20 protein-coding genes are annotated in these 20,914 nt (G+C 60.0%); 16 read left to right on the top strand and 4 right to left on the bottom strand.

Going from position 1 to position 20,914, the window contains the following annotated elements; translation table 11 throughout:
• Positions 1 to 71 precede the first annotated feature (71 nt).
• Together ACFO3S_RS01895 and ACFO3S_RS01890 are read right to left on the bottom strand one after the other, a co-directional pair.
• On the bottom strand, positions 72 to 1,373 hold the full coding sequence (locus tag ACFO3S_RS01895; RefSeq protein ID WP_378091643.1) for an aminotransferase class I/II-fold pyridoxal phosphate-dependent enzyme: 1,302 nt from the start codon (positions 1,371 to 1,373) through the stop codon (positions 72 to 74).
• A gap of 100 nt (positions 1,374 to 1,473) precedes the next feature.
• Entirely contained in the window at positions 1,474 to 2,082 is a 609-nt protein-coding gene (locus ACFO3S_RS01890; RefSeq protein WP_378091641.1) for a pyridoxamine 5'-phosphate oxidase family protein, read from the bottom strand.
• 118 nt (positions 2,083 to 2,200) lie between these two features.
• On the opposite strand from ACFO3S_RS01890, the gene pdxR reads away from it, so the two are divergent.
• Together pdxR and ACFO3S_RS01880 are read left to right on the top strand one after the other, a co-directional pair.
• Positions 2,201 to 3,754, top strand: a complete 1,554-nt coding sequence (gene pdxR, locus ACFO3S_RS01885) for a MocR-like pyridoxine biosynthesis transcription factor PdxR (RefSeq protein ID WP_378091639.1) — start codon at positions 2,201 to 2,203, stop codon at positions 3,752 to 3,754.
• A complete protein-coding gene (locus tag ACFO3S_RS01880) occupies positions 3,747 to 4,532 on the top strand; it encodes a helix-turn-helix domain-containing protein (protein ID WP_378091637.1) in 786 nt (261 codons plus the stop codon). Before pdxR ends, ACFO3S_RS01880 begins: the two co-directional genes overlap by 8 nt.
• A gap of 40 nt (positions 4,533 to 4,572) precedes the next feature.
• On the opposite strand, the gene asd is transcribed toward ACFO3S_RS01880, so the two are convergent.
• Positions 4,573 to 5,358, bottom strand: coding sequence for an archaetidylserine decarboxylase (gene asd, locus ACFO3S_RS01875; RefSeq protein ID WP_378091635.1), 786 nt, complete (start codon positions 5,356 to 5,358; stop codon positions 4,573 to 4,575).
• A gap of 201 nt (positions 5,359 to 5,559) precedes the next feature.
• On the opposite strand from asd, the gene ACFO3S_RS01870 reads away from it, so the two are divergent.
• Positions 5,560 to 6,708, top strand: a complete 1,149-nt coding sequence (locus tag ACFO3S_RS01870; protein ID WP_378091633.1) for a glycosyltransferase family 4 protein — start codon at positions 5,560 to 5,562, stop codon at positions 6,706 to 6,708.
• Positions 6,709 to 6,897: 189 nt separating this feature from the next.
• Here ACFO3S_RS01870 and ACFO3S_RS01865 read toward each other — a convergent pair whose 3' ends face one another.
• Positions 6,898 to 7,263 (bottom strand): ArsR/SmtB family transcription factor, encoded by a 366-nt coding sequence (locus ACFO3S_RS01865; RefSeq protein ID WP_378091631.1) that lies wholly within the window; start codon positions 7,261 to 7,263, stop codon positions 6,898 to 6,900.
• A 179-nt stretch (positions 7,264 to 7,442) separates the two neighbouring features.
• Between ACFO3S_RS01865 and ACFO3S_RS01860 the strand changes: the two genes are divergently transcribed.
• The 13 genes from ACFO3S_RS01860 (at position 7,443) to ACFO3S_RS01800 (ending at position 20,460) form a co-directional block, all read left to right on the top strand.
• Positions 7,443 to 10,913 carry a WIAG-tail domain gene (locus ACFO3S_RS01860; protein WP_378091628.1) on the top strand — a complete coding sequence of 1,157 codons (3,471 nt, stop codon included), beginning with the start codon at positions 7,443 to 7,445 and terminating at the stop codon, positions 10,911 to 10,913.
• A 229-nt stretch (positions 10,914 to 11,142) separates the two neighbouring features.
• On the top strand, positions 11,143 to 12,015 hold the full coding sequence (locus ACFO3S_RS01855; RefSeq protein ID WP_378091626.1) for a glycosyltransferase family 2 protein: 873 nt from the start codon (positions 11,143 to 11,145) through the stop codon (positions 12,013 to 12,015).
• A 4-nt stretch (positions 12,016 to 12,019) separates the two neighbouring features.
• Positions 12,020 to 13,120 (top strand): hypothetical protein, encoded by a 1,101-nt coding sequence (locus ACFO3S_RS01850; RefSeq protein ID WP_378091625.1) that lies wholly within the window; start codon positions 12,020 to 12,022, stop codon positions 13,118 to 13,120.
• Positions 13,117 to 13,854, top strand: coding sequence for a glycosyltransferase family 2 protein (locus ACFO3S_RS01845; protein ID WP_378091623.1), 738 nt, complete (start codon positions 13,117 to 13,119; stop codon positions 13,852 to 13,854). Before ACFO3S_RS01850 ends, ACFO3S_RS01845 begins: the two co-directional genes overlap by 4 nt.
• 42 nt (positions 13,855 to 13,896) lie before the next feature.
• Positions 13,897 to 14,622, top strand: a complete 726-nt coding sequence (locus tag ACFO3S_RS01840; protein WP_378091621.1) for a sugar phosphate nucleotidyltransferase — start codon at positions 13,897 to 13,899, stop codon at positions 14,620 to 14,622.
• Positions 14,619 to 15,761, top strand: a complete 1,143-nt coding sequence (locus ACFO3S_RS01835; RefSeq protein WP_378091619.1) for a GT-D fold domain-containing protein — start codon at positions 14,619 to 14,621, stop codon at positions 15,759 to 15,761. The genes ACFO3S_RS01840 and ACFO3S_RS01835 overlap by 4 nt, the downstream gene beginning before the upstream one ends.
• A gap of 5 nt (positions 15,762 to 15,766) precedes the next feature.
• Positions 15,767 to 17,149: a glycosyltransferase family 2 protein gene (locus ACFO3S_RS01830; RefSeq protein WP_378091617.1), complete on the top strand. Its 1,383-nt coding sequence runs from the start codon at positions 15,767 to 15,769 to the stop codon at positions 17,147 to 17,149.
• Between the two features lie 230 nt (positions 17,150 to 17,379).
• Complete coding sequence (locus ACFO3S_RS01825; RefSeq protein ID WP_378091616.1) at positions 17,380 to 17,670, top strand: nucleoside-diphosphate sugar epimerase; 291 nt, start codon at positions 17,380 to 17,382, stop codon at positions 17,668 to 17,670.
• A gap of 30 nt (positions 17,671 to 17,700) precedes the next feature.
• The gene (locus ACFO3S_RS01820; RefSeq protein ID WP_378091614.1) at positions 17,701 to 18,036 is read left to right on the top strand and encodes an alpha-helical endospore appendage domain-containing protein; all 336 of its coding nucleotides are present in this window, start codon (positions 17,701 to 17,703) and stop codon (positions 18,034 to 18,036) included.
• Positions 18,033 to 18,302: a hypothetical protein gene (locus ACFO3S_RS01815; RefSeq protein ID WP_378091612.1), complete on the top strand. Its 270-nt coding sequence runs from the start codon at positions 18,033 to 18,035 to the stop codon at positions 18,300 to 18,302. The genes ACFO3S_RS01820 and ACFO3S_RS01815 overlap by 4 nt, the downstream gene beginning before the upstream one ends.
• A gap of 24 nt (positions 18,303 to 18,326) precedes the next feature.
• A complete protein-coding gene (locus ACFO3S_RS01810) occupies positions 18,327 to 18,641 on the top strand; it encodes a hypothetical protein (protein WP_378091610.1) in 315 nt (104 codons plus the stop codon).
• A 170-nt stretch (positions 18,642 to 18,811) separates the two neighbouring features.
• A complete protein-coding gene (locus ACFO3S_RS01805; RefSeq protein WP_378091608.1) occupies positions 18,812 to 19,543 on the top strand; it encodes an S-layer homology domain-containing protein in 732 nt (243 codons plus the stop codon).
• Positions 19,540 to 20,460 carry a copper amine oxidase N-terminal domain-containing protein gene (locus tag ACFO3S_RS01800; RefSeq protein ID WP_378091606.1) on the top strand — a complete coding sequence of 307 codons (921 nt, stop codon included), beginning with the start codon at positions 19,540 to 19,542 and terminating at the stop codon, positions 20,458 to 20,460. Before ACFO3S_RS01805 ends, ACFO3S_RS01800 begins: the two co-directional genes overlap by 4 nt.
• Positions 20,461 to 20,914: the final 454 nt, after the last annotated feature.

The raw sequence follows: 20,914 nt of genomic DNA, 5'->3' as shown, positions 1-20,914 counted from the left end.
CAAGAGGCTTCCCGGCCGGCGCGATAGCCGGAATGCCGTGAAGCCTCTTGCTTGTGAAATCCCCTTTGAAGTTAGGCGTTGCCAGCTTTGACGTCCAGCACCGCTTGGTAGATTCGGTCGAACAAATCTTCCAGATCGGACTCCTCGATGCAGGAGAAAGCGACGCGAAGATCGGTCTCGCCCAGCGCGATCGTGCCGACTCCGTAGGCGTCCAGAAGACGCTGCCGGACGGCTTCCGCGTCCACCGTCAGGTTCAGGCACATAAAGTAGCCGGAATTGAACGGGTAATAGGTCCATACGTCCCCGTACTTGCCGCTGTCGAGCAGCGACTTGACTTTGTTGGCGCGGCCTTTCATAATGCGGAACTTCGCTTCCTTCTGGGCCTGGAAGCGGTCCGACTTGAGCGCCCTCAAAATAAACGTCTGCGAAGGATGAGGCCCGCTGGAGATCGTGGACCGAATGTTGCCGATCGTCTTCTGCTCCAGCGCGGCCAGACTCGCTTCGCTCAGTCCGCCGTAGGTAATGAAGCCTACGCGGAAGCCCCATACGTATTCCTCTTTCGTCGCGCCGTCGACCTTGACGGCCAGCACCCGCTCGTGCAGGCCGCTAAGCTGTCCGAACAGCGATTCCTGCAAGGAGTTCTCGAAGAACAGGCCGAAATAGGCGTCGTCGGTAACGGCGACGACGTTAACGCCCGCCTCGGCGGCGTCCCGAATGGCTGCGACGATGGCTCGGCCCTCTTCGACTCCCGGCGTATAGCCGGTCGGGTTAATCGGGAAGTTGAGCAGGACGATCGCTTTCCCCTTCTCCTTGCGGGAGAGCAGCGCCTCGCGCAGCCCCTCCGAGTTGAACCGGTTGTCCGCGCTATATAAAGGATAGTAAACCATGTCGGCGCCGCGGCGGACGCTAAAGGTCAACTCGTAGTTCTCCCAGTTTTTGTCCGGCACGACGACGGCGTCGCCTTCGTCGACGAACAAGTCCGAGACGATGCTCAGGCCGTGCGTCAGCGCGTTCGTCACGACCGGCAGGCTGATCTTCTTGCCTTCGACGGAAGGGTTTTCCGCCAGCATCTTATCGCGCCAGATCGTGCGCAGCTCCGGCTTGCCCCCGGGCGGGGCATATTCGTACAGATCCTTCGGATCGTAGGCGGACAGCGTTTCCTGAATGACTTCCAGATGCATAGGCTTGCCGCCCTCGGTCGCGATTCCGATTGTGGCGTTGTAAGTGCCCGCTTTCTGCTTCGCTTCGGCGGATTGGCTCAGAATACCGAGCTTGGGCATGTACATGGCCTTTCCCAGACTGGAAAGCATTTCGACGGCGTGCGGGTTGTCGCGGGCGATCGTCTCGTTCAACTGCTGAGCAAGGGGATTCATCACTTTCATCCTTCCAATCGTCATTAGGTGATATTATACACCATTGACCGAACAGCGTCATTGCATTGAAGCGTTTTCTACGAAAAAAAGGAGCGAGATTTTATCGATTTTCGTCTATGCTCCGGATGCGCGCGATCGTATCCGCATCCCCGGGCAAAGCTCTCTCTCGCAGCCCCTCCAGGATCTTCTCCTTCTTCGCGCCGGGAACGTTCTGGCCGAACTTGAACTTGCCCGTCATGCTCTCCGCGTCGAGGCGCATGACCGCCACCCCGCGCAGCGAAGGGAGGTAGCGGGGATCCGACGCGTCTATGGGCGCATGGCCTCCCTCCGGCTGCATGCTGCGCAGCAGCTCGGCGAGCGCCTCCGCCTTCTCCTCGGCGTTGTCGACTTGAGAGACCGTGCCGCGAATGCGGACCGAGCGGAAGAAGACGGTTGCGGGGCAGGCGAGATAAGGATCGGAAAAATAAGAGGGGATGAAGGCATGCGCTTGATAGACGACGAATTCGGCGCGCGGATTTTCCGCGATTCCGGCCATCTTCTCCCCTTGCTTGCTTCCGTGAAAATAGACGGCTCCGTCGTGCCAGACGTAGTTCAGAGGAACCGCCTTCGGCCAGCCGTCGGCCCCGGAGAACGTCAGCACGCCGTCGTGCTTCTCCGCCAGGAAGTCGATGCATGCCTGCTCCTCGGCTTTAAACTCTTTTCTTCTCATACGAATCCACTCCCTTTTCTGGAATGATGAACAGTGTACGTCCTGCATTGACAAGTGAAAAGATCCATTTTACAGTAAAATGACTGGTCCATTTTATCGAGAAAAGAAGGGGAGCCGTATGTCATCGCCCTTTGCCTACTTCGCCAAGCTTTCCGATTGCGGCAGCAAGCATTTGGCGATGTACTTGGCGATTCGGGAAGCGATCATGGAAGGGACGCTGGCGCCCGGCGAGAAGCTGCCGTCGACCCGGCAGTTGGCCGCCCTGTACGGGTTATCGAGGGGAAGCGTCAGCTTGGCGTACGAGATGCTGTCCGCAGAAGGGTTTGTTCAGGCCGGCGTCGGTCAGGGAACGTTCGTCGCGGGAGCGGATCCGGAAGGGGCTGTCTCCCATTGGGCCGCCGGCGGAGAGGCCGGCCGAGGCGCATCGGTTCGGCAGCCTCCCCGGCTTGCGAGCTGGGGACTCCGTCTGCTGGAGCTGCAGCCGGTCGCCCCGGCGCCCAAGCCGCAGCTTCCGGCAGGGGAAGAGACCGTCTCGTTCGTGCCGGCCGGGCTCGTCCCGAAGCGGTTCCCTTGGCAGGAATGGAAGTCGGAGGTCGCCCAGCAGTGGAGAAGCTTCGGGGAGTCGGGCGCATTCTACGGGCAGGGCAGCGAAGGAAGCCTGGCGCTGCGCAAGGCGATCGCCGGCAGATTGCGCCGGGAACGGGGCATTCCGTGCCGGGAGGACGACATCGTCATTACCTCCGGATCGATGCAGGCGATCGCGCTGCTGGCCCATCTGATGCTGGAGGAAGGAAAGACGGCAGTGATCGAAAATCCGTGCTATGCCGGCACGAGGAATGCGCTGCTGGCGACGGGAGCGGCCATCATCGCGGAGCGAACCGACAGCGGCGGCATCGTGCCTCGGGACTGGGACGCGGAGCTGCTGTTCGTGACGCCTACCCGGCAGTTTCCAACGGGCGTCGTGCTCAGCTACGAGAGGAGACAGGCGCTGCTGGCCTGGGCGTCCAGACGCGGGGCCTGGATCGTCGAAGACGATTACGACAGCGATTTCCGTTGGGGCGGCCGTCCGCTCGAGCCGCTCAAGGCGCTCGACCGGGAAGGACGGGTCGTCTATGTCGGCACGTTCTCCCGCTCGATGAGCGCCAGCATGAGAATCGGCTTCGCGGTTTTGCCGAAGGAGCTGATGCAGCCGTTCCTGCTGGCCAAGAAGCTGTACGACCCTTATCCGACGGGGATTGCGGAGCAGCTGGCGCTGGCGAACTGGATGTCCTCGGGCGGCTACGATAGACATATGCGCAAGATGCGCCGCGTTCTCGGCAAGCTCGAGAACAAGCTCCGGTCCAGTCTGGCCGCGAATCTGCAAGGCTTGTTCACGGCCGTTCCGTCCGATGCCGGGCTGCACGTCTACGCCAGGTGGGAGGGAACGGAAGCAGACTATCGGCTGCTGGCCGAAGAATGTGCGCATCGGGGCACGGAGTGGAAGGATGGCGCGGTTTACGACATCCCGCTGGCAGGGCCCGGCGAAGAGAAGCGGCCGCCTTCGGCGCTGTTCGGGTTCGCCCATCTGACCGAAAGGCAGATTGAAGAAGGCATTCGTCGTATTCGTCAGGCGGCTCTTGCGCTGAACGCTCTTGGAGCAGGGCCGGAACAAGGAGGAAAGGTTCATGATTAATCTATCGCCTACATCGTTCGTCCTGCTTCCCGCTTTCGCGAAAATTTCATGCGAGCCGGGGTGGAAATGGCAGAAACGGGAAAAGCCGCTCGCCAACTACGACATCTTCTACGTCTGGAGCGGGGAAGGGGAGCTGTCCCTGAACGGAAAGCTGTATACGCTGGGCAAGGGAAGCTGCTTTCTCTTTCGCAAAGGGGATCATACGTGGGCGACCCACAATCCGCAAAAGCCGCTCGTGCTCACGTACATTCATTTCGACGTGAGCGAGCCGGTCCAGGAAGTGCCGCAGCCGTATCGGGTGCTGGAGGATTCTTTCGATTTCGAACAGCTGCTGTCCAAGTACGTGCGTCTGTTTCTGGTGAAAACCTATGCGGCGGACATCGAGGCCCAGCTCATTCTGAAGCAGCTGATCATTCATCTGCTTCGGTACGACCGGCAGGAGCCCGTCGAACGCAAAGCCAGCAATCAGCTCAGCGAGAGCATCCGGGAAGTTGCCAACTATATTTTGCAGCATCCGGGGGAAGCTCACCGGGTGGAGGATCTGGGCAAGCGGGCGGGGCTGTCGTCCCGTTACTTCTCGATCAAGTTCAAGGAACTGATCGGCATGTCCGTGCAGACGTATATGATCCGCGCTAGAATCGAGCGGGCGCAGCATCTGCTGCTGCACGCGGGGATGAACGTGACCGAGGTCGCCGATGCGCTCGGCTACCGCGACATCTTCTTTTTCAGCCGGCAATTCAAGCAGTATACGGGAAAAAGCCCGTCGGAAATCCGCTAGCCGACGCCTCGGACCGCTTCCTCCGCGAAAGCTCGGACGGTCAGAAGATCAGCGTCCCGAGCCGTTCTCCCATCCGAACCCGGTCTCCGGTTTTCAAATCCGGACGCGGGCGGAGCGTGCCGTCCTCGGTCAGCAGAACGATCGTGGAGCCGAATTCGAAATAGGCCAGCTCGTCCCCTCGGCTCAGACGGTCGGGCTTGGGTTCGACATAGCGGATGCTGCTGACGTTCATCGCCCCGACTTTGACGACGGCGACTTCGCCGCTTTCGTGGCGGATGTACGTGACGAGGCGCTCGTTGCGGGAGAGCACTCGGCGCATCGAGGTAAGTCCGAAGTCGTTGACGGGGTATACCTTGCCGGGAATAGGCTCGCTTTCCACGATCTGGCCGTCGCAAGGGGAATGGATGCGATGATAGTCGGTCGGGCTCAAATACAGCACCCAGAAGTATCCTTGACGATATTGGGCGATTCTCGGCGAACCGTTAAGCAGCTCCTCGACGGTGTAGTCTTGTCCTTTGATCTGAAGCATCATGCCGTCTTTGATGACGCCGCACCCGGTAATGAGCGCGTCGACCGGACTGGTCAGCGCATCCGGCGCGGAATCGACCGGCCGAAGGCCGGGCTTGAGCCGGCGCGAAAAAAAATCGTTCAGCGAACGATAGTCTTCTATGTTTTTTTCCGCTTCCTCGACAGGAATGCCGTACAGAGCCGCAAAGCGGGGAATCAGGCGCCGGCTGAAGGAAGATTTGGCGAAGCGCCCCGTCAAGCGGGAGACGAATTTGCGCGAGGACAACTCCGTCGTCATGCGCAGCAGCCAACGAGTCATATGGCCGAGCCCCTCCTTTATCGATAGACGTATTCCCGAGAATTGTGACATAACGCCGAGTAAAGTGCAATAGCCCCTTTGACCGCCGCCGGGGTAGCCGCCGTATCCATTTGTCCGACCGGCGTATATGCTGGAGCGATGGACTGGTCTCCGGACGGCATGGCCGTCTTTCGGACAGAGACCAGGCGAGGGAGATGGACGATGCTGAAAGCCGCATTCATTACTCCGGGCGCGTACCCGGTCCCTTCGGCCATGGGGGGATCCGTCGAACGCGTCGTCGAAAAGGTCGTTCCCGCCATGCAGCCGCATGTCGACGCAACGATCTACGGTCGGAAAGGGACGAGGCTGCCGGCCAGGGGAACTCTGCACGGCGTCAAGGTGGTCAGATATCCGGCCGCGAGCAAAAGCGAGTATTTCCGCCGCGTGTGCCGAAGGCTGACCCAATCGAAGCCGAACGTCATTCAGGTCGAGAACCGTCCGCTGTGGGTTCCTCTGCTGAAGAGGCGGTTTCCGGGCAGCCGAATCGGGCTGAATTTGCATTCCACCACCTTTATTACCCGCCCGTATTTAACCCCCTTGAAGCGAAAAGCCTGCTTACAGGCGGCCGACTATATTCAGGTCAACAGCGAGTTTCTTCGCTCCTATATTTTGAAGCATGTGCCTCAAGTGTCGGACAAAATCCGGGTGAACCACCTGGGAGTGGACAGCTCGCGCTTTTTCGGAAGATCGACGGCCGAGGGCGCCGCCATGCGCGAGGAAATGCGCTCCCGCTACGGCTGGGGGGGCCGTCCGGTCGCCATCTACGTCGGCCGGCTTGTCCCCCAGAAGGGCGTTCACCATCTGATCGCCGCGATTCCGTCTCTGCTGGCGATCGTGCCCGACGCGCTCGTTGTCATCGTGGGCAGCGCCAGATACGGCTCGCACAGGGAGACCGGGTACGTCAAACGTCTGCATCGAATGGCTAGGCGGCTGAAGAGGCATGTCCGCTTTCAGCCCTACGTATCTCACCGCGACATTCCCCGGTGGCTCGCGGCGGCGGACGTCGCTGTCGTGCCGTCCGTCGGCCGGGAGGCGTTCGGACTCGTCAATGTGGAGGCGATGGCCGCGGAGCTTCCCGTCGTCGCCACCCGGGCGGGCGGAATGAAGGAGATCGTCGTGGACGGGTCAACCGGGTTTCTCGTCTCCAAGGAGCCTTCGGCGATCGTGCCGGAGCTGGCCGCGCAGATCGGTTATTTGCTGGCGAATGAAGAAATTAGGCGGGAGATGGGACGCAAAGGCCGAGAGCGGGTGATGAAAAATTTTCAATGGCGGCATACGGCCGAGCGCTGGCTGAGCTATCAGCGGGGCTGAGAACCGAGGCCGACAAAGAGGCGCAAGCTTCTCCCTTCACGGGGGAGCTTGCGCCTCTTTTTTTCGGTGATTCAGAGAGGATAAATTTCGCTATCCTTCTCTGAATCCCCTCCGACATAAACGTTATCCCGCCGGTCCCAAGGACGGCGTAAGCCGTTTATGCTTGGGCTGCGGCGATGGGGAGACGTTTTAAGCATGCTCCAGATGCTGCATCGTCTGCATAAAAATCTGCTCGATATGCGAGTCGTCGAGCGAATAGAAGACGGTTTTGCCGCTTTTGCGGCGCTTGACCATGCGCAGATTGCGCAAATATCTGAGCTGGTGGGACACAGCCGACTGGCCCATATCCAACAGCTCGGCCAGATCGTGAACGCACAGCTCCCGATGAAGGAGAGCCCCGATCAGCCGGACTCTCGTCGGATCTCCAAGCGCTTTGAACAGCTCGGCCAGTCTCTCGGCGGCGTCCTCGGTAATCATCAGCCGCTTGACGTCCGGCAGCGAAAGATCGGAATGTTCGCAGATGTCGTCCGACGGCTTCAGCTCTATTTTCTCCATGGATAGTCTCCCTTGCGACAGGTTGGCGATAGTTCTTCCATTATAACGTAACGGGAAGCCTACGGAAACCGGGGGAGGAGGCGTCATCCGGGCGGAGCGGACAGACGCCCATCCTCGTGACGCGCCTATAGGTGGATGCATATGATACTGAAGATTTGATGAACAGGAAGGAGAGGAACATGAAAAAGAAACGAACGGGCAAATCTCCTAAATCGCGAAAGCCGCTGTACTACGTCGACGATCCGAACAAACTCGAGCTGAAGTGGCTGGATGACATACAAAAATCGAAGGCGAAGCCGATCGCCGTGCACGGGTCGGCCGTCGCGAAGCAGGAGCATCAAGCGGCCGACAGAGCGAGGCGCGGCTCCGCCAGAAAAAGCGGCTCCGAAAGCGCTGCTCCGACTCCGGCCGCCAAATCGGCCAGCGCGTCTCCGTCTTCCGCCGGCTCGCCCGCCTCGGACGAGGCTCCCGCCTCCGAGGAATCGGGGGAGCTGGTGGCCGTCGCCGCGACTCTTCCTGCGACCGAGCTGCCGGTCTCTCCGCCGGATATCGTAACGGTTGTTGAAGCGCTGCGCCGGGAAAGCGTCCAATCCGCGAACGAGCTGGCGGAGCTCGTCGCCGAAGCCGACTCGGAGGGGGGGCTGACGCAGAGCCGGCCGGAGCCGGATGCGGCGGACCGCGAGGCGCGTCTGACCCGGCTGGAGGAGAAGAGAATTCCGTCACGGCCTGCGCCGATCGTCTACACGGACGATATAGCGGACGAGGCCATTACGGGGGAGAAGCTGGCTCCGTTCGCGGTGAAGGCCGAGCACCTGTCCGCCGAATCGGTCCGCACCGACGCGCTGGAGGACTTTTCCGTAACGGCGATCAAGCTGGCGGACGGTTCGGTCACCTCCTCCAAGCTGGCTTCGGAATCTATCGTCGGCGACCATCTGGCCAAAAATGCGGTCTCCGGCCAGAAAATTCGCGATCGGTCGATTACGGGCGAGAAGCTTCGCGACGGAAGCGTCTCGTCGGAGAAGCTGGCCGACAGAACGATCAGCTCGGATAAAATTGCCGAGCGGTCGATACAGTCCAAGCATCTGAACGTCTCCGTCATCACTTCGGAATTGCTGCAGGATCAGAGCATTACGTCCGAGAAAATCCGCAGCGGCGCCATTCGCAGCGAGAACCTGGCCAACGAGATCGTGGACACCTCGAAGCTGGCGGACGGCTCCGTAACGGCTTCCAAGCTGCGCGACGGAGCTGTGACGAAGGAGAAGATGGCGAGAGGAGCGATCGAGTCCCGGCATCTGACCGAAGGGCTGATCGTGGCCGACCATGTGGCGCTGGGGGTGCTGCAGGGAAAGCACTTGGCTCCGCGGTCCGTCGCGGCGGAGCATCTCGAGGACGGAGCGGTAGAAACGAGGGCTCTGGCCGACCGAACGGTAGAGGGCGGCAAGCTCGCGTTCGGCTCGGTGCATACGGAGCATCTTCGGCCGGGAGCGGTAAAAGGCGAGCACCTCGGAGAAGAGGCCGTTAGCTCGAAGCATCTGCTGGACGGAGCGGTGACGGCCTCGAAGCTGGCCGATCAGTCGGTGACGACGCTGAAGCTGGTCGATCAGGCTATTACGTCGACCAAGGTCGCGGACCAGAGCATCGTCTCGGCGAAGCTGGCCGACGAGGCGGTGCAGACGCGGCATATCGCTAAAGGAAGCGTCGGAGGGGAGAAGCTGGCCGACGGTGCGGTGGAAGAGCGCCATATCGCCGACGATTCCGTGAACGGGCGGCATCTGTCGGTACAGTCCGTGGGCAGGGTTCATCTGGCGGACAGGGCGGTCGGCAGCGTTCAACTGGCCTACGATTCGATCCAGACGGGGCATATCTCGGAAGGAGCGGTCGGGACGCCGCAGCTGGCGGATGGGGCCGTTACGTCCTCCAAGCTGGCCGGGCATGCGGTGGAGGACGGCCATCTGTCGGCCTCTGCGGTCAGAACGGAGCATCTGGCCAAGGAATGCGTAACGTCGGATCAACTGGCGGCAGGCATTCTGCAGCCTCGCCATTTCGGCCCCGGATCGGTGCTCGGAGAAGCGGTGGCCGAGCACTCGATCGACGGTCGGCATATTCGCAGCGGGGCGATAGAGGCCGCTCATCTGGCGAACGGATCGGTCGGCACGTCTTCGCTGCAGAACGAGGCGGTAACGGAGAAAAATATCGCTTCCGGGGCGGTCGGGGAACGGCAGATCGGCATTCGGGCCGTGTTCTCCCATCACCTGACCGACCATCTGATTACGTCTCTGAAGCTTTCCCCGGAATGCGTCTCTACCGACAAGCTGGCCGATCGGTCGGTCACCTCGGCCAAACTGGCGGATGGAAGCATCAATGCCCTTAAGCTGTCCGAGAACGCCGTGTTCGACAAGGCGCTGCAGGAAGGAGCCGTCACGGAACGGGCGCTTGCCGTTGAGGCCGTCTCCTCGAAGCATCTGCAGCCGCAGGCCGTCGAGCAGCGTCACTTCAGCGAAGGGGCGGTGACGGCCCCGAGCCTGGCGAACGGAGCGGTGACAGCGGAGAAAATCTCGGCGGGCGCGGTTCGGTCGGAGCACTTGGCCGCCGGTTCGGTAGAAAGCCGCCATCTCTCGGAGCAATCTGTGCTGGCCGTCCATCTGGCCGAGGGGAGCGTTCGGGAGTCGCACCTGACCGAGGGCGCCGTCGGATCCGGCCAATTGGCGGACGGCAGCGTGAACGGCAGCAAGCTTGCGGCCGGATCGGTCACCGGGCGTCATCTGGGCGAGCAGGCGGTCTCCTCCTTGCATCTGAAGCGGGAATCGGTCGCGTCGGAGCATATCGGCGCAGGAGCGGTCGGGGAAACGCATTTGGCTGTCGGCAGCGTTCGGGAGGAAGCGATCGGGCCGTCGGCGGTGACGGAGGAGAAGCTGGCCGAAGGCAGCGTGACGTCCGGCAAGCTGGCCCCGCTCAGCGTCGGCGAGGAGCATCTGAGGATGGAAAGCATCGGCGACAAGCATCTGAAGCCGGAGGCGGTGCACGGAAACCATCTTCGCAGAGGAACGGTGTCGGTCTCTCACCTGGCGCCCGACCTGCTCGAGCTGGCCAAGAACGGCGAGCGGCGCATTGATTCTGAAAGGCTGGAGCCCGATGCCGTCAGCACCGTCCATATCAAGGACCGGGCGATTACGGAGTCGAAGCTGGCGGACGAAAGCGTCAGCGAGTCGAAGCTGGCTCCGGAGGTGCGTGAACGGCTTTATCACATCCAGCAGGTTGCGGGGCGGGCATCCGATCCGGCAGAGACGCTGCGGGAGCTCGAAGCCGGCAGCCTCTCCGGCGACCTGCTGGCCGACGGCAGCGTGAGCGGGGAGAAGCTGGCGTTCCCGGCCGTATCCGGGCCTTGGCCTGGCGTGAGCCTGTTATACGGCAATGAGCCGTACGCCTTCCAGGGAGGGGCTGAACAGATTCGCCTGATCGTGAGCTTCCCGTCCCCGTTCTCCGACGACTCCTATGCGCTGGTAGCGATGACCGACCATCCCGGCTGCAGCTGCATACTCGGCGACAAGCGCTCCGACGAGGCGGAGCTGATCGTAATCCGAACGAGATTAGGGCCGGAGCCGCACGGCTTTGTTCAGTGGATCGCCTTCGGCAATCAGGCAAACCGGTAAAACCCATCGCGGAGACGGTCGTCTCCCCTTCCATCCGGACTGGGGAGATGACCGTCTATTTGCCGTGCAGTCGCAGCCGAGCGTTCGGCACGCCGCGACCGCGCAAGCCGCCCCGGCCGCCTAAGGAGGGTCAACCTGGCCGGAACACGTACATATGCCGTTGCGCATGGACACGTCACACATACTATGTCTTGTATACCTTTGCCCGAACCTGAGGGGGGTGAATGGATTGGCGATACGCGGAGGGAGAAGAAGCTCCCGCATTCGCAAACCGAAATTCGCGGGTAAAGGACGCCGCAGGCCGATCCGCCATTCGGCCGCCAGACGAAGACCGCCCGAGCCGCAGGTTCGTCTGCCGGACGATTCGGGGCAAGCGCCGAAGGTATCCGTAATCGTGCCGGTCATGAACGAGCGAAGAACGCTGCGCAGAGTGATACGGGAGGCCTATCGCGTTCACCCGAACACGGAAGTGATCGTCGTCGTGAACGGCTCAACCGACGGCTCTCTGGATATCGCGAAGAGAAGCGGGGCGAAGGTGATCGTCTTTGATCGCCCGCTGGGCCACGACGTCGGCAGATCAATCGGAGCGCGCGAGGCAAAGGGCGATATTCTGCTTTTCATCGACGCGGATATGGTAATACCGGCCGCCAAGCTTAAAGCCTTCGTCCACGCGGTGGACAGAGGGACGGACGTGGCGCTTAACGATTATTCCGGTCCGGTGGATCTTCCGGTCGTTCATGGCGTCGTACTGGCCAAACATGCGTTGAACGCCCTGCTCGGGCGCCCGGAGCTGGCCGGGACTTCGATGACGGCCATTCCGCATGCGATCAGCCGGCGCGCCTTGTCGGCGATCGGCAGCGCGGCGCTGTCCGTCCCTCCCCTGGCGCATACGATTGCGATTCGGCAGGGACTGAAGGTGGAGCGCGCCGCCCGGGTCAACGTCGGTAAGCTCAATCCGGTTCGATTAAAGCGGGAGCGCACGAATTCTCTGGAGCCTCTAATCGTCGGCGATCATCTGGAAGCGATCGATTGGTGGCTCCGGCATACAGACGACAGGGGCGGATACGAGGACGGCTTCCGCCAAAGAGGGATGGTGAGATGACGGAATGAGGAAAAAACGCCGTGCAATCCGACGCGCCGTTCGTTCCTCCTCGCGAAGAAGGCCGGTGCGGCCGTCCGTTACCCGCAAGGGCAAGCGCCGCCGCGCAGTCGCCGCAGCGAAGCGAGGAAGCCTTGTTCCTTCGAGCGCCTATGCCGATTACGCCGCCGGTGCGAACGACGGAGCAGCCTGGAGGGGCCATCCCTCATCTTCGCCGGAAGGGCTGCGCGAGGCGATCCACGAAGGCTGGAAACGAAGATTCCGGGAGTCCGGCGGAACAAGCGGGGCCGCTTGGCGGCAAACGCTGCACCGGGGCAAGCAGTATGCCGAGGGCTTCATGCAAGCAGCCGGAATGCGGGTCGATCTGACGCCGGTTCCCCTTCAGAGGAAGGCGGCGGCCGTCGTCTGCGCGGGCGAAAGCGAAGCGTCGTCATCGCTGGTGCTGGCTCAGTTGGAAGCTCTGCCTCTGCAGGAGATCGTAATTGTCGCAGGCCGTCCGTCTGAGCAGCTGTTCGCAAGGGCGAGAGAAGTCGGCAACGCCCTAGTCGTCGGATATCCGGATCCCGTGGACCCCGATATCGGACGGGCTCTAGGCGCTAAACTAACCGGGGCGGACACGGTGCTGTTCGTCGACGGAGACGATGCCGTTGAAGCCGATCTGCTCGCGCGATTTCTGTGGGAATGCGAAGCCGGGCTGGATGTTGTGCTGAACGACCTTTCCTCGCGAATGAGGACATTCCGTCAGCGCCAACCGATCGAACGGCTGCGCGAGTTTCTGAACGTCACCCTGAAGAGAGAGGATCTGACGATCAATTCGCTGTCGGCGCTTCCGTTCGCGTTATCCCGAAGGGCTCTGGAGGCGATCGGCGCCGCCAAGCTGGCCGTTCCGGCCAGAGCGCACGCTCTGGCGATCTTGAAAGGTCTGCGAATCGGAACGGGCGGCTTCGCCGCTTCCGGGACGCTGCCGAATGCGGCGGATGCGAGATGGAAAAAAGCGGCGGGGGATCATGCCGAAGCGTGGAAGGAAGCGTTCGACGCCAGAGGAAGCCGGATGCAGTTCGCCGATCTGGCGCGCCATCGGGCGTTATCGGGAGAGTGGCCGACATGACCAAAGCTTCTATCATTATTCCGACCTACAACGGACTGGATTGGCTGCGAAGGTGCGTCGATTCGATTCGCCGCTATACCGAGCTCCCTTACGAGATTATCGTCGTCGATAACGGATCGCAGGACGGAACGGCCGCCTGGTGCTTGCGGGAGAAGCTGACGCTGGTCTCTTTGCCCCGCAACGACGGCTTTCCCGCCGCCTGCAACCGAGGCCTGCTTCTGTCCTCGGGCGATACGCTCGTACTGCTGAACAACGATACGGTCGTGACCCCCAATTGGCTCGGGAATCTGTCGGCGGCTCTGTACAGCGCCGCGAATGTCGGCATCGTGGGACCCGTTACGAACTATGCCGACGGTCCCCAGCAGGTTCGTTATTCGTTCGAGAATCTGGAGGAGTTTCAACGCGTTGCCAAAGCGGTCAACGCCCCGGACCGCTCGAAGTGGAATAGGGCGGAAAGAGTGGTCGGTTTCTGCTTCGTTTTTCGCAGGGAGCTGATGGAGACGATCGGTCTGCTGGACGAAAGATTCTCCCCCGGCCATTACGAGGACGACGATTACTGCTTGCGCGCCAGACTTCACGGCTACGGGCTGCTCGTCTGCCACGACACCCTGATCTACCACGAGGGAAGCGCCAGCTTCAAACGGGAAGGCACCGTGCAGCAGTCGCTGCTCGTGGAACGGAACTACCGGAGGTTTATCGATAAGTGGCAGCTCGACCCGCGAGCTTTTGTCTAAAATCGGGCCGTATGCGCCCCTTATTATAGAGGAGGTATCGCTTTGAAGGCTGTCATCTTGGCGGGCGGAACGGGTACGCGCCTGAAGCCGCTCACCTTTTGGACGAATAAACACCTGCTTCCGATCGGGACGTATCCGATGATCTGTTACGGCGTGACAAAGCTTAGGGACGCCGGCATTCGGGACATCGTCATCGTAACGAACCGGACGGCGATCGGCAGCTTTGCGGACGTGTTGGGCAGCGGAAGGGACTGGGGCGTATCGATCGTCTACCGGGTTCAGGAGGAGGCCGGCGGAATCGCTCAGGCATTGGAATTGGCCCGGCCTGTTATGGCGGATCGCGATAAATTCGTCGTGCTGCTCGGAGACAATCTGTTCGAGGAAAGCCTGCAACCGTATTGCGAGCAGTACGCCAAGCAATCCAAGGGCGCGATGGTGCTGCTGAAAAAGGTTGCCGATCCCCGCCGCTACGGCGTTCCGCTGCTGGACGAGAAAAGCGGGCGAATTCTGACGATCGAGGAGAAGCCGGAGCAGCCCAAATCGGATTATTGCGTGACAGGCCTTTATTTCTACGATACGGAAGTGTTCGAGAGAATCCACGGAGTGAAGCCCTCCCGCAGAGGAGAACTGGAAATTACCGACGTGAATAACGCGTACGCCGCGTCGGGCCAGCTGACCTACCGGGAGCTGACGGGCTGGTGGACCGATGCGGGCACTTTCGAGTCCTTAGAAGAAGCGGGGAGGAGACTGAAGGGGGCGATTACATGATTCAATCGAGCTTGCGCAAGCCGGTCAAGCAGACTGCCAAGCCGAAATCCGCCAAATCCGCCGCTCCGGCGAAGCCGGCCAAGTCGGTTCCCCGACGCGCTCGCAAGCCGGGAAGAGGCGCGGGGAAGCCTGCCTCCCGTAAAAGACGCATCGCAAGAAAGCGCAGTTTGTCCGCTGGCCTGCCCGCAGGTCTGCCTGCCGACCGGCCCGCTAACCTTCCCGTTAGCCAGACCGACCATCCGCAGCCGGAACAGAGGGACGTTGGGCGGGACGAAGCCGTTCGGCAGCGGCCGTCGGATCGCAGCTACGAGCAAGGCTTTCAGGAAGGCTTGATCGAGGGCGGCGAACGAATGCTGCAGGAGCATCTGCCAGCGGACATGATCATTCCCGACATTACGGCGCGGGAGGCGATCGCCGCCGGAGTCGAAGCGCTCAAAAGCCGGGCCGTTCCGTTGCTTGACAGCACGGCGGTCTATGAGGAGCTGGAGGCGGCACTTAGGGAGAAGCGCTCTTACGCATTCATTCGTCTGGGGGACGGAGAACTGCTGACTTTGGCGCAGGAAAAGGTTCTTTCCTTGGAAGAAATCCGGCGCTCGGGAGCATTTCTTCCGTACGCGGGGGTGACGATACCGAATCTGAAGGCGCGCGACGAGCTGGCCGAGTGCGTGCAGGCCGCTACGCTGATCGGCGTGCCGATGTCGCGGCATCCCCATTTTCAACCTTTGCTGTTCGCCGTCTTGCGGGCGCACGGCATCGATTACCGGAAGCTTCGGTTAACGACGTCGACGATGAATTATTCGCTGGAGGAGCAGGGACTGCTGCTTCGGTTGTTCCAAGGCCGCAAGCTGCTCATTATCGGCGACGTGGCGGAGAAGCTCAGGCAAGCGCTTATAAATAAAGGACTGGAAGTGGCCGGTGTGGTGACTCCGGTTAACGGCTATGCCGACGTCACGCGTATCGTGGCCGAGGCGATGCGTTACGACTACGATATCGCACTCGTGGCCGCCGGCATTCCGGCGATTCCGATTGCGGTTCATTTGGCGGGAATGAGCGGCAAGGTGACGTTCGATTTCGGCCATCTGGCGGATCGGATGGCCGGGCTCGCCCGGCCCGCCCAAGACGACAGCAGCAGGAGGTGAAAGGGATGGCCGCAGCGAGGAAGAGGACCAAGCGGGCGAGGGGACGCAGAGCGTCTCGAGCCGGAGGCCGGGCATCGCGGAGAACGTATTCCCGGAAGCGCGCAACGAGGCTCGGCCGCTATCGGCAAGGATTGGGGGACGGCTATCGGGAAGGCGTGCAGTTCGGACTGCAGAGCTTCCCGGTTATTTTCGAAGGAACGAGCATCGTGATTCCGACCTATAATCAGCTGGCCATGGTCAAGATGTGCATAGAGAGCATCCTCGAAAATACGAACGTGCCTTACGAAATTATCGTCGTCGATAACGCGTCGACCGACGGGACCGCGGAGTATTTGCAAAGTCTGGGCGGACAGGTGCGGTACCGGGCTCTGGAGAAGAATCTCGGCTTCGCGGGCGCCGTCAACGTCGGGATGATGATGGCGAAAGGAAAAACGATCTTGCTTCTGAACAACGATACGCTGGTGACGGAAAACTGGCTTCACAACCTGCTCGCTTGTCTGAACAGCGACGAGGCGATCGGCATGGTTGGCCCGATGACGAACTTTATTAGCGGAGAGCAGCAGATTGCCGTTCCTTATACGAATCTGGCCGATATGCCGGCGTTCGCCAGAGAATTCAATCGACCGGATCCTTCCCGATGGCGCAGAACGGAGCGTCTGACCGGGTTCTGTCTGCTGTTCCGCAGAGAGCTGTTCGAGGGTATCGGATACTTCGACGAAGGCTACGAGATCGGCAACTTCGAAGACGACGATTACAACATTCGCGTGCGTCTGCTGGGCAAAAGTCTGGTCATGGCGCAGGATACGTTTATTCATCATTTCGGCAGCGTCAGCATGAAGGCGCTGGGGGATCGGTTTCAGGAAGTGAACGACCGCAATGAGCAGTATTTCATAGAGAAGTGGCGCAATCCCGAAGAATGGATCCGGCAGGCGGCCCATCGGCGGGATCCGGCATCGCGCGGCCCTCTCCACGCAGCCGCCTTCTATCCGGAACGAATTGTCGTGCAGGGCATCGGGGCTCATTATTATTGGATCGAGCAGGGGCAGAGAAGGCTTGTGGAAGGCGCGATCACTTTTCCCGCCGTTAGGCTTTCCCAGATCGACCTGAAGCGCTGGCCGGCCGGCGCTCCGATCTCCGTCGGGGAGGCGGAAGCGCGGTGGCGCGGTTTGGACGGCGAATCGGGCTGGGAAACGGGCGTTGCGCAGCTGCAGGACGGGACGCTGTTCTACGCGGAGAACGGCAAAGCGCGGAGGATCGTCAGCGCCTCGGTGATGAAGCTGTGGCAGCTTCACTACAAGCCGATTCGGTCGATCTCGCCGGAGGATTTGTCGAAGGCGGAGGAAGGGCTGCCGATTATCGCCCCTCCGCTGCTGAAGCAGGTGTTGTAACGGAAGACGGGGCCGGCGGCAGGGGCCGCCGGAACGCAGGGCTTATCGATCGCTTGGATGAAGCGCGCGGTAAGCTCTTTTTTGTCATTGCGACGGAAGGACGGGCGCTCCGATGTGGGCGTCTGCTCCTGTGGCAAGCGCTGATTGGCCGCATATGCTGTAAGAAAATAGACGTTTGCGGCTGGGATTCGAGGGCGTACATTATCAGAGAAAGGGAGGATATGGCTGGCATGCAAGAGCTGTTGACCGAGATTGTCGTCCATCTCTCCAGATCCCACCAGCAAATGGCCAGAATATTGGATGCAAAGCGGCATGTCGCTGTAAGGATGGCGCACCTTGTGCAGGAGCTGCCGGATGAGCATCCCCAACTGAACGGGTTGAACGGGCTGCTCGACAGCTCGGCCAATGTAACGAAGAACGTGATCGCCTATCTAAACAGCCTCGCGGACCTGCAGGAAGCCGTTGCCGACAGCTTAACCCATGTTGTCAAAGCTATGGGAGATTCCAGCGACGAGGAGTAGCCCCGGCGCGGCGAAAGGAGGGGAGATGAGATGAACCGGGAGGAAGCTTATCATCTCACGCTTGACGCGATTGCGAAGATGCAGTGGAACGTCGCCATGATTTTGGAGGCGAAGGCGGCGGAGGCGGAGAAGGTGCGCAACTGGCTCTGCACGCACATCACGAAAGATACGTATGAAGCGCATAACGATCAGTTGACGACCTGCATGCTGTGGAACGAGCAAAATATCGAGGTTGTCGACGGATTGACGAAGCTGTGCAACGGGTTGAGCCGCAATATGAAAGTGATTCTTAACCCGGACACCGAGGAGTCCGACGGCATAGGGTCTATGCTCGGGGGCTTTGACATGGGAGACCGCGACAGATGAATCGGCTGGAACGGGAGTGGGAAATCAAGCTGCAGCTTATGGGCGCAATCTCCAGAAGCCAGGAAGCGCTAGCGAAGATACTGGAAAACGTAGCGGACGTGACGGATCTTGTCGGCGTCTCCCCCGCGACTCTTCATGAGCATGTGCGCGTGCTCAACGGGATGCAGGGGGCGCTGCTCCGAACGGTAACCGGGCAAAGCTGGCGACCTCCCGTGATCGGAACGCCGGCCGAGCCCTGGCTGACAGAGACGGTCAGATGCAAGTAAAGAAGCGACTGGAGGTGTCCCGGATTGAAAGGCAAATCGCGTTCCGCCCGCACGGGCATTCGGAAGAAGCCCGTCTCCGGTAAAAAAGGCGGGAAGAAGTCCGTTCGCAGAGGCAAAATCAGAACGGGCAAGAGCAAGCTTCGCACTCGCAAAGGGCCTGTCGCCCGTAAAGGCGCCAACAAGCGCAGACTTCGGAGAAGACGCGCCGGAGGGGGCGCAGCCGAGGGAGGCACAACCTATCAAGAGGGCTTCAATCAGGCGTATAACGAGGGCTATAACATCGGATTCGCCAAAGGCTTCGAGGACGGTCATCAGCTGGGCTATGAGCAGCAGGTGTAGCGAGTTGTCAAATTTTGCTTGACAGATTTGTCGTTAATGTAATAAATTAACTAAAAACAGGATCATGTTAACGCGAGGAAGCACCACGCCGACTAGGGAGATATCCCTGTGTTTGCTGGTGCTTTTTTTTCGGCATTCGTTTAATTCCGCTATCGGAAGGGGGACTGTTGATGAGGAAAGCAGCCGTCTTGACCGCCGTGCTGGCGCTAGCTGCGGGCATAATCGGGGGAACGTCCGAAGCCGCCGTTCAAGAGACGCTGTTCAAGGACGTCTCCAAGCGGCATTGGGCGAGAGCCCGGATCGAGCAGGCCGTAAGCCGGGGGTATGTAACGGGGTATCCGGACGGATCGTTTCACGCGCAAGCGGTCGTTACCCGCGCGGAATTTATCAAAATGGTCGTGAGCGCCCTTCGTCTTCCGCATTCCCAGGGCGGGCTGCCCTGGTATCAGGGCTACGTCTCGGCCGCACTGGAGTTCGGCATCTTGAACGATACGGATTCGACCGATTACGGCAACCCGATTAAACGTGTGGAGATGGTGCGCATCCTGTCGCGGGCGCTGGCGCTTGAAGCGCCCTACCGGGACTATCTGGAGAGCTTTCAGGCCCTTGCGAAGGACGATATGACGTTCGAGGATCGGGCGCAGCTCCAGAATCGGGATGTGCCGTACATCGCACTGGCATACGGAGCGGGCATCGTGAACGGATTTCCGGATCGCACGATTCAGGTTTACCGCACCGCTACGCGAGCTGAGACGATCGTTATGATGGAGACATGGCTGGAGGCTCGAAAGGTCGACCCGTTATCGAAGGAGCGTCTGCGGCAGTTCATGGCCGTCATCGAGAACGATTCAACGAGAATAGAGGAAATCACCAGCTCAATACAGGAGGAGATAGAAGGATGAAAAAAATGTCCGTTGCGATTCTGGCGCTAGTGTTGTTGGCCGTATCATTCGTGCCTGACGCCGCATTGGCGGCTGATCAGAAAACCCGCATTCCTAAAGTCGAGCCCCAAGCCATTGAAGTGCTGGTTAACGCCCGCAAGGTCAAGTTTCCCGACCAGAAGCCGAGCATGGAGAACAACCAGGTGCTTGTGCCGGTTCGATTCGTGACGGACAAGCTGGGGGGCAAGCTCGATTTGAAGGGCAAGGAAATTACGATTTTGAAGGGGGACCGGACGGTTAAGCTGGTCATCGGCGCGAAGACGGCGACGGTAAACGGCAAGGAACTGGCGCTGGGCGTCGCGGCCAAGGAAGAAAACGGTCGCACCTATGTGCCGCTGCGCTTTATTTCCGAAGCATTGGGTGAAAAGGTGGAATGGGACAAGGCCACTCGCTTTGTATGGATCGGAAGCAAGGATATTCCGGAGCTGAGCGACCTCAAGGAGCCGGTTAGTATAGATCCGTATAAGAAGTACTTTAAGGATAAAGAGTTTCTGATGAAAATCTGTTACAAAACCTGTGAAACGGCGACTCAGGCGTATGTGGTTACGGCGGATGATCTGCCTTTTACCGTTCGGGGGGAAGCGTATTATCGGTTTGACTTATTTACTGATGAGCTTGGAACATGGATTCGTGCCACGACTACTGACAAGGGCGTTATGCCCAACGGGTTGGTCTACTTAAATCCAAAACGGGAAGCTCTTACTGCAAACGGAAGCTTCTTCGCAGAAGAGAATCAGGGCGACTTTCGCTTCATTTATTACTACGTTTCCCGTCCAACCGATATTGAAAGAAAAGATTACACGATCCAACAAGCCGATTATATTGCATTAAGAGCAGACTACCCAGGTTATATCTTGATCGAAAACCCCTTGAAGTAAGGAGTGGGAGTAGGAGGCCAAGGAATGCACAAGAGAATACGCAAAAGAGTATTAAGCATTTTACTCGTCCTCTCTTTCCTGGTCCCCCTTGTACCAATTGTGCCTCAAGAGGCGGAGGCTGCAATTCTCGGGGGGAATAGCTGGATTCAGCCTAGAGGGTATCCTCCAGAAAACCCGGCCGATACGAAGCGCTATGCCGTTGCCTTCATGTACACCGAGATCTGGAGTAAAAACGACGGCACCTGGGATTATGAGAAAAAGGTGTACCAGCATTACTACGGCGAGACGAATGTGGAAATGGAGCACCCCTACGTCTTTAGTTTTCCGGGAAGAAAGGTTAAGGATATCAAGGTGAGGCGCTTCGGTGAAAGCTCTTTGGACATGGAGTACTTCAATAACTCCCGTCCGACCGGAGAAAGCTTTTCTCTATACCAGGATCACATTAGCAAGAATA

Origin of the sequence: Cohnella hongkongensis, assembly GCF_042654645.1 — a bacterium.
Classification (GTDB): Bacteria; Bacillota; Bacilli; order Paenibacillales; family Paenibacillaceae; genus Cohnella; species Cohnella hongkongensis.
Note: the sequence above shows the minus strand (reverse complement) of the source record. Positions and strands in the feature narration are given on the sequence as shown.

Excerpts from the sequence above, each read along its gene's own strand:
- ACFO3S_RS01850 (WP_378091625.1), top strand. The coding sequence starts at position 12,020 with ATGAGGAAAAAACGCCGTGCAATCCGACGCGCCGTTCGTTCCTCCTCG.
- ACFO3S_RS01895 (WP_378091643.1), bottom strand. The coding sequence starts at position 1,373 with ATGAATCCCCTTGCTCAGCAGTTGAACGAGACGATCGCCCGCGACAAC.
- ACFO3S_RS01830 (WP_378091617.1), top strand. The coding sequence starts at position 15,767 with ATGGCCGCAGCGAGGAAGAGGACCAAGCGGGCGAGGGGACGCAGAGCG.
- ACFO3S_RS01825 (WP_378091616.1), top strand. The coding sequence starts at position 17,380 with ATGCAAGAGCTGTTGACCGAGATTGTCGTCCATCTCTCCAGATCCCAC.
- ACFO3S_RS01870 (WP_378091633.1), top strand. The coding sequence starts at position 5,560 with ATGCTGAAAGCCGCATTCATTACTCCGGGCGCGTACCCGGTCCCTTCG.
- ACFO3S_RS01835 (WP_378091619.1), top strand. The coding sequence starts at position 14,619 with ATGATTCAATCGAGCTTGCGCAAGCCGGTCAAGCAGACTGCCAAGCCG.
- asd (WP_378091635.1), bottom strand. The coding sequence starts at position 5,358 with ATGACTCGTTGGCTGCTGCGCATGACGACGGAGTTGTCCTCGCGCAAA.
- ACFO3S_RS01890 (WP_378091641.1), bottom strand. The coding sequence starts at position 2,082 with ATGAGAAGAAAAGAGTTTAAAGCCGAGGAGCAGGCATGCATCGACTTC.
- ACFO3S_RS01880 (WP_378091637.1), top strand. The coding sequence starts at position 3,747 with ATGATTAATCTATCGCCTACATCGTTCGTCCTGCTTCCCGCTTTCGCG.
- ACFO3S_RS01815 (WP_378091612.1), top strand. The coding sequence starts at position 18,033 with ATGAATCGGCTGGAACGGGAGTGGGAAATCAAGCTGCAGCTTATGGGC.
- ACFO3S_RS01800 (WP_378091606.1), top strand. The coding sequence starts at position 19,540 with ATGAAAAAAATGTCCGTTGCGATTCTGGCGCTAGTGTTGTTGGCCGTA.
- ACFO3S_RS01860 (WP_378091628.1), top strand. The coding sequence starts at position 7,443 with ATGAAAAAGAAACGAACGGGCAAATCTCCTAAATCGCGAAAGCCGCTG.
- pdxR (WP_378091639.1), top strand. The coding sequence starts at position 2,201 with ATGTCATCGCCCTTTGCCTACTTCGCCAAGCTTTCCGATTGCGGCAGC.
- ACFO3S_RS01805 (WP_378091608.1), top strand. The coding sequence starts at position 18,812 with ATGAGGAAAGCAGCCGTCTTGACCGCCGTGCTGGCGCTAGCTGCGGGC.
- ACFO3S_RS01820 (WP_378091614.1), top strand. The coding sequence starts at position 17,701 with ATGAACCGGGAGGAAGCTTATCATCTCACGCTTGACGCGATTGCGAAG.
- ACFO3S_RS01845 (WP_378091623.1), top strand. The coding sequence starts at position 13,117 with ATGACCAAAGCTTCTATCATTATTCCGACCTACAACGGACTGGATTGG.
- ACFO3S_RS01865 (WP_378091631.1), bottom strand. The coding sequence starts at position 7,263 with ATGGAGAAAATAGAGCTGAAGCCGTCGGACGACATCTGCGAACATTCC.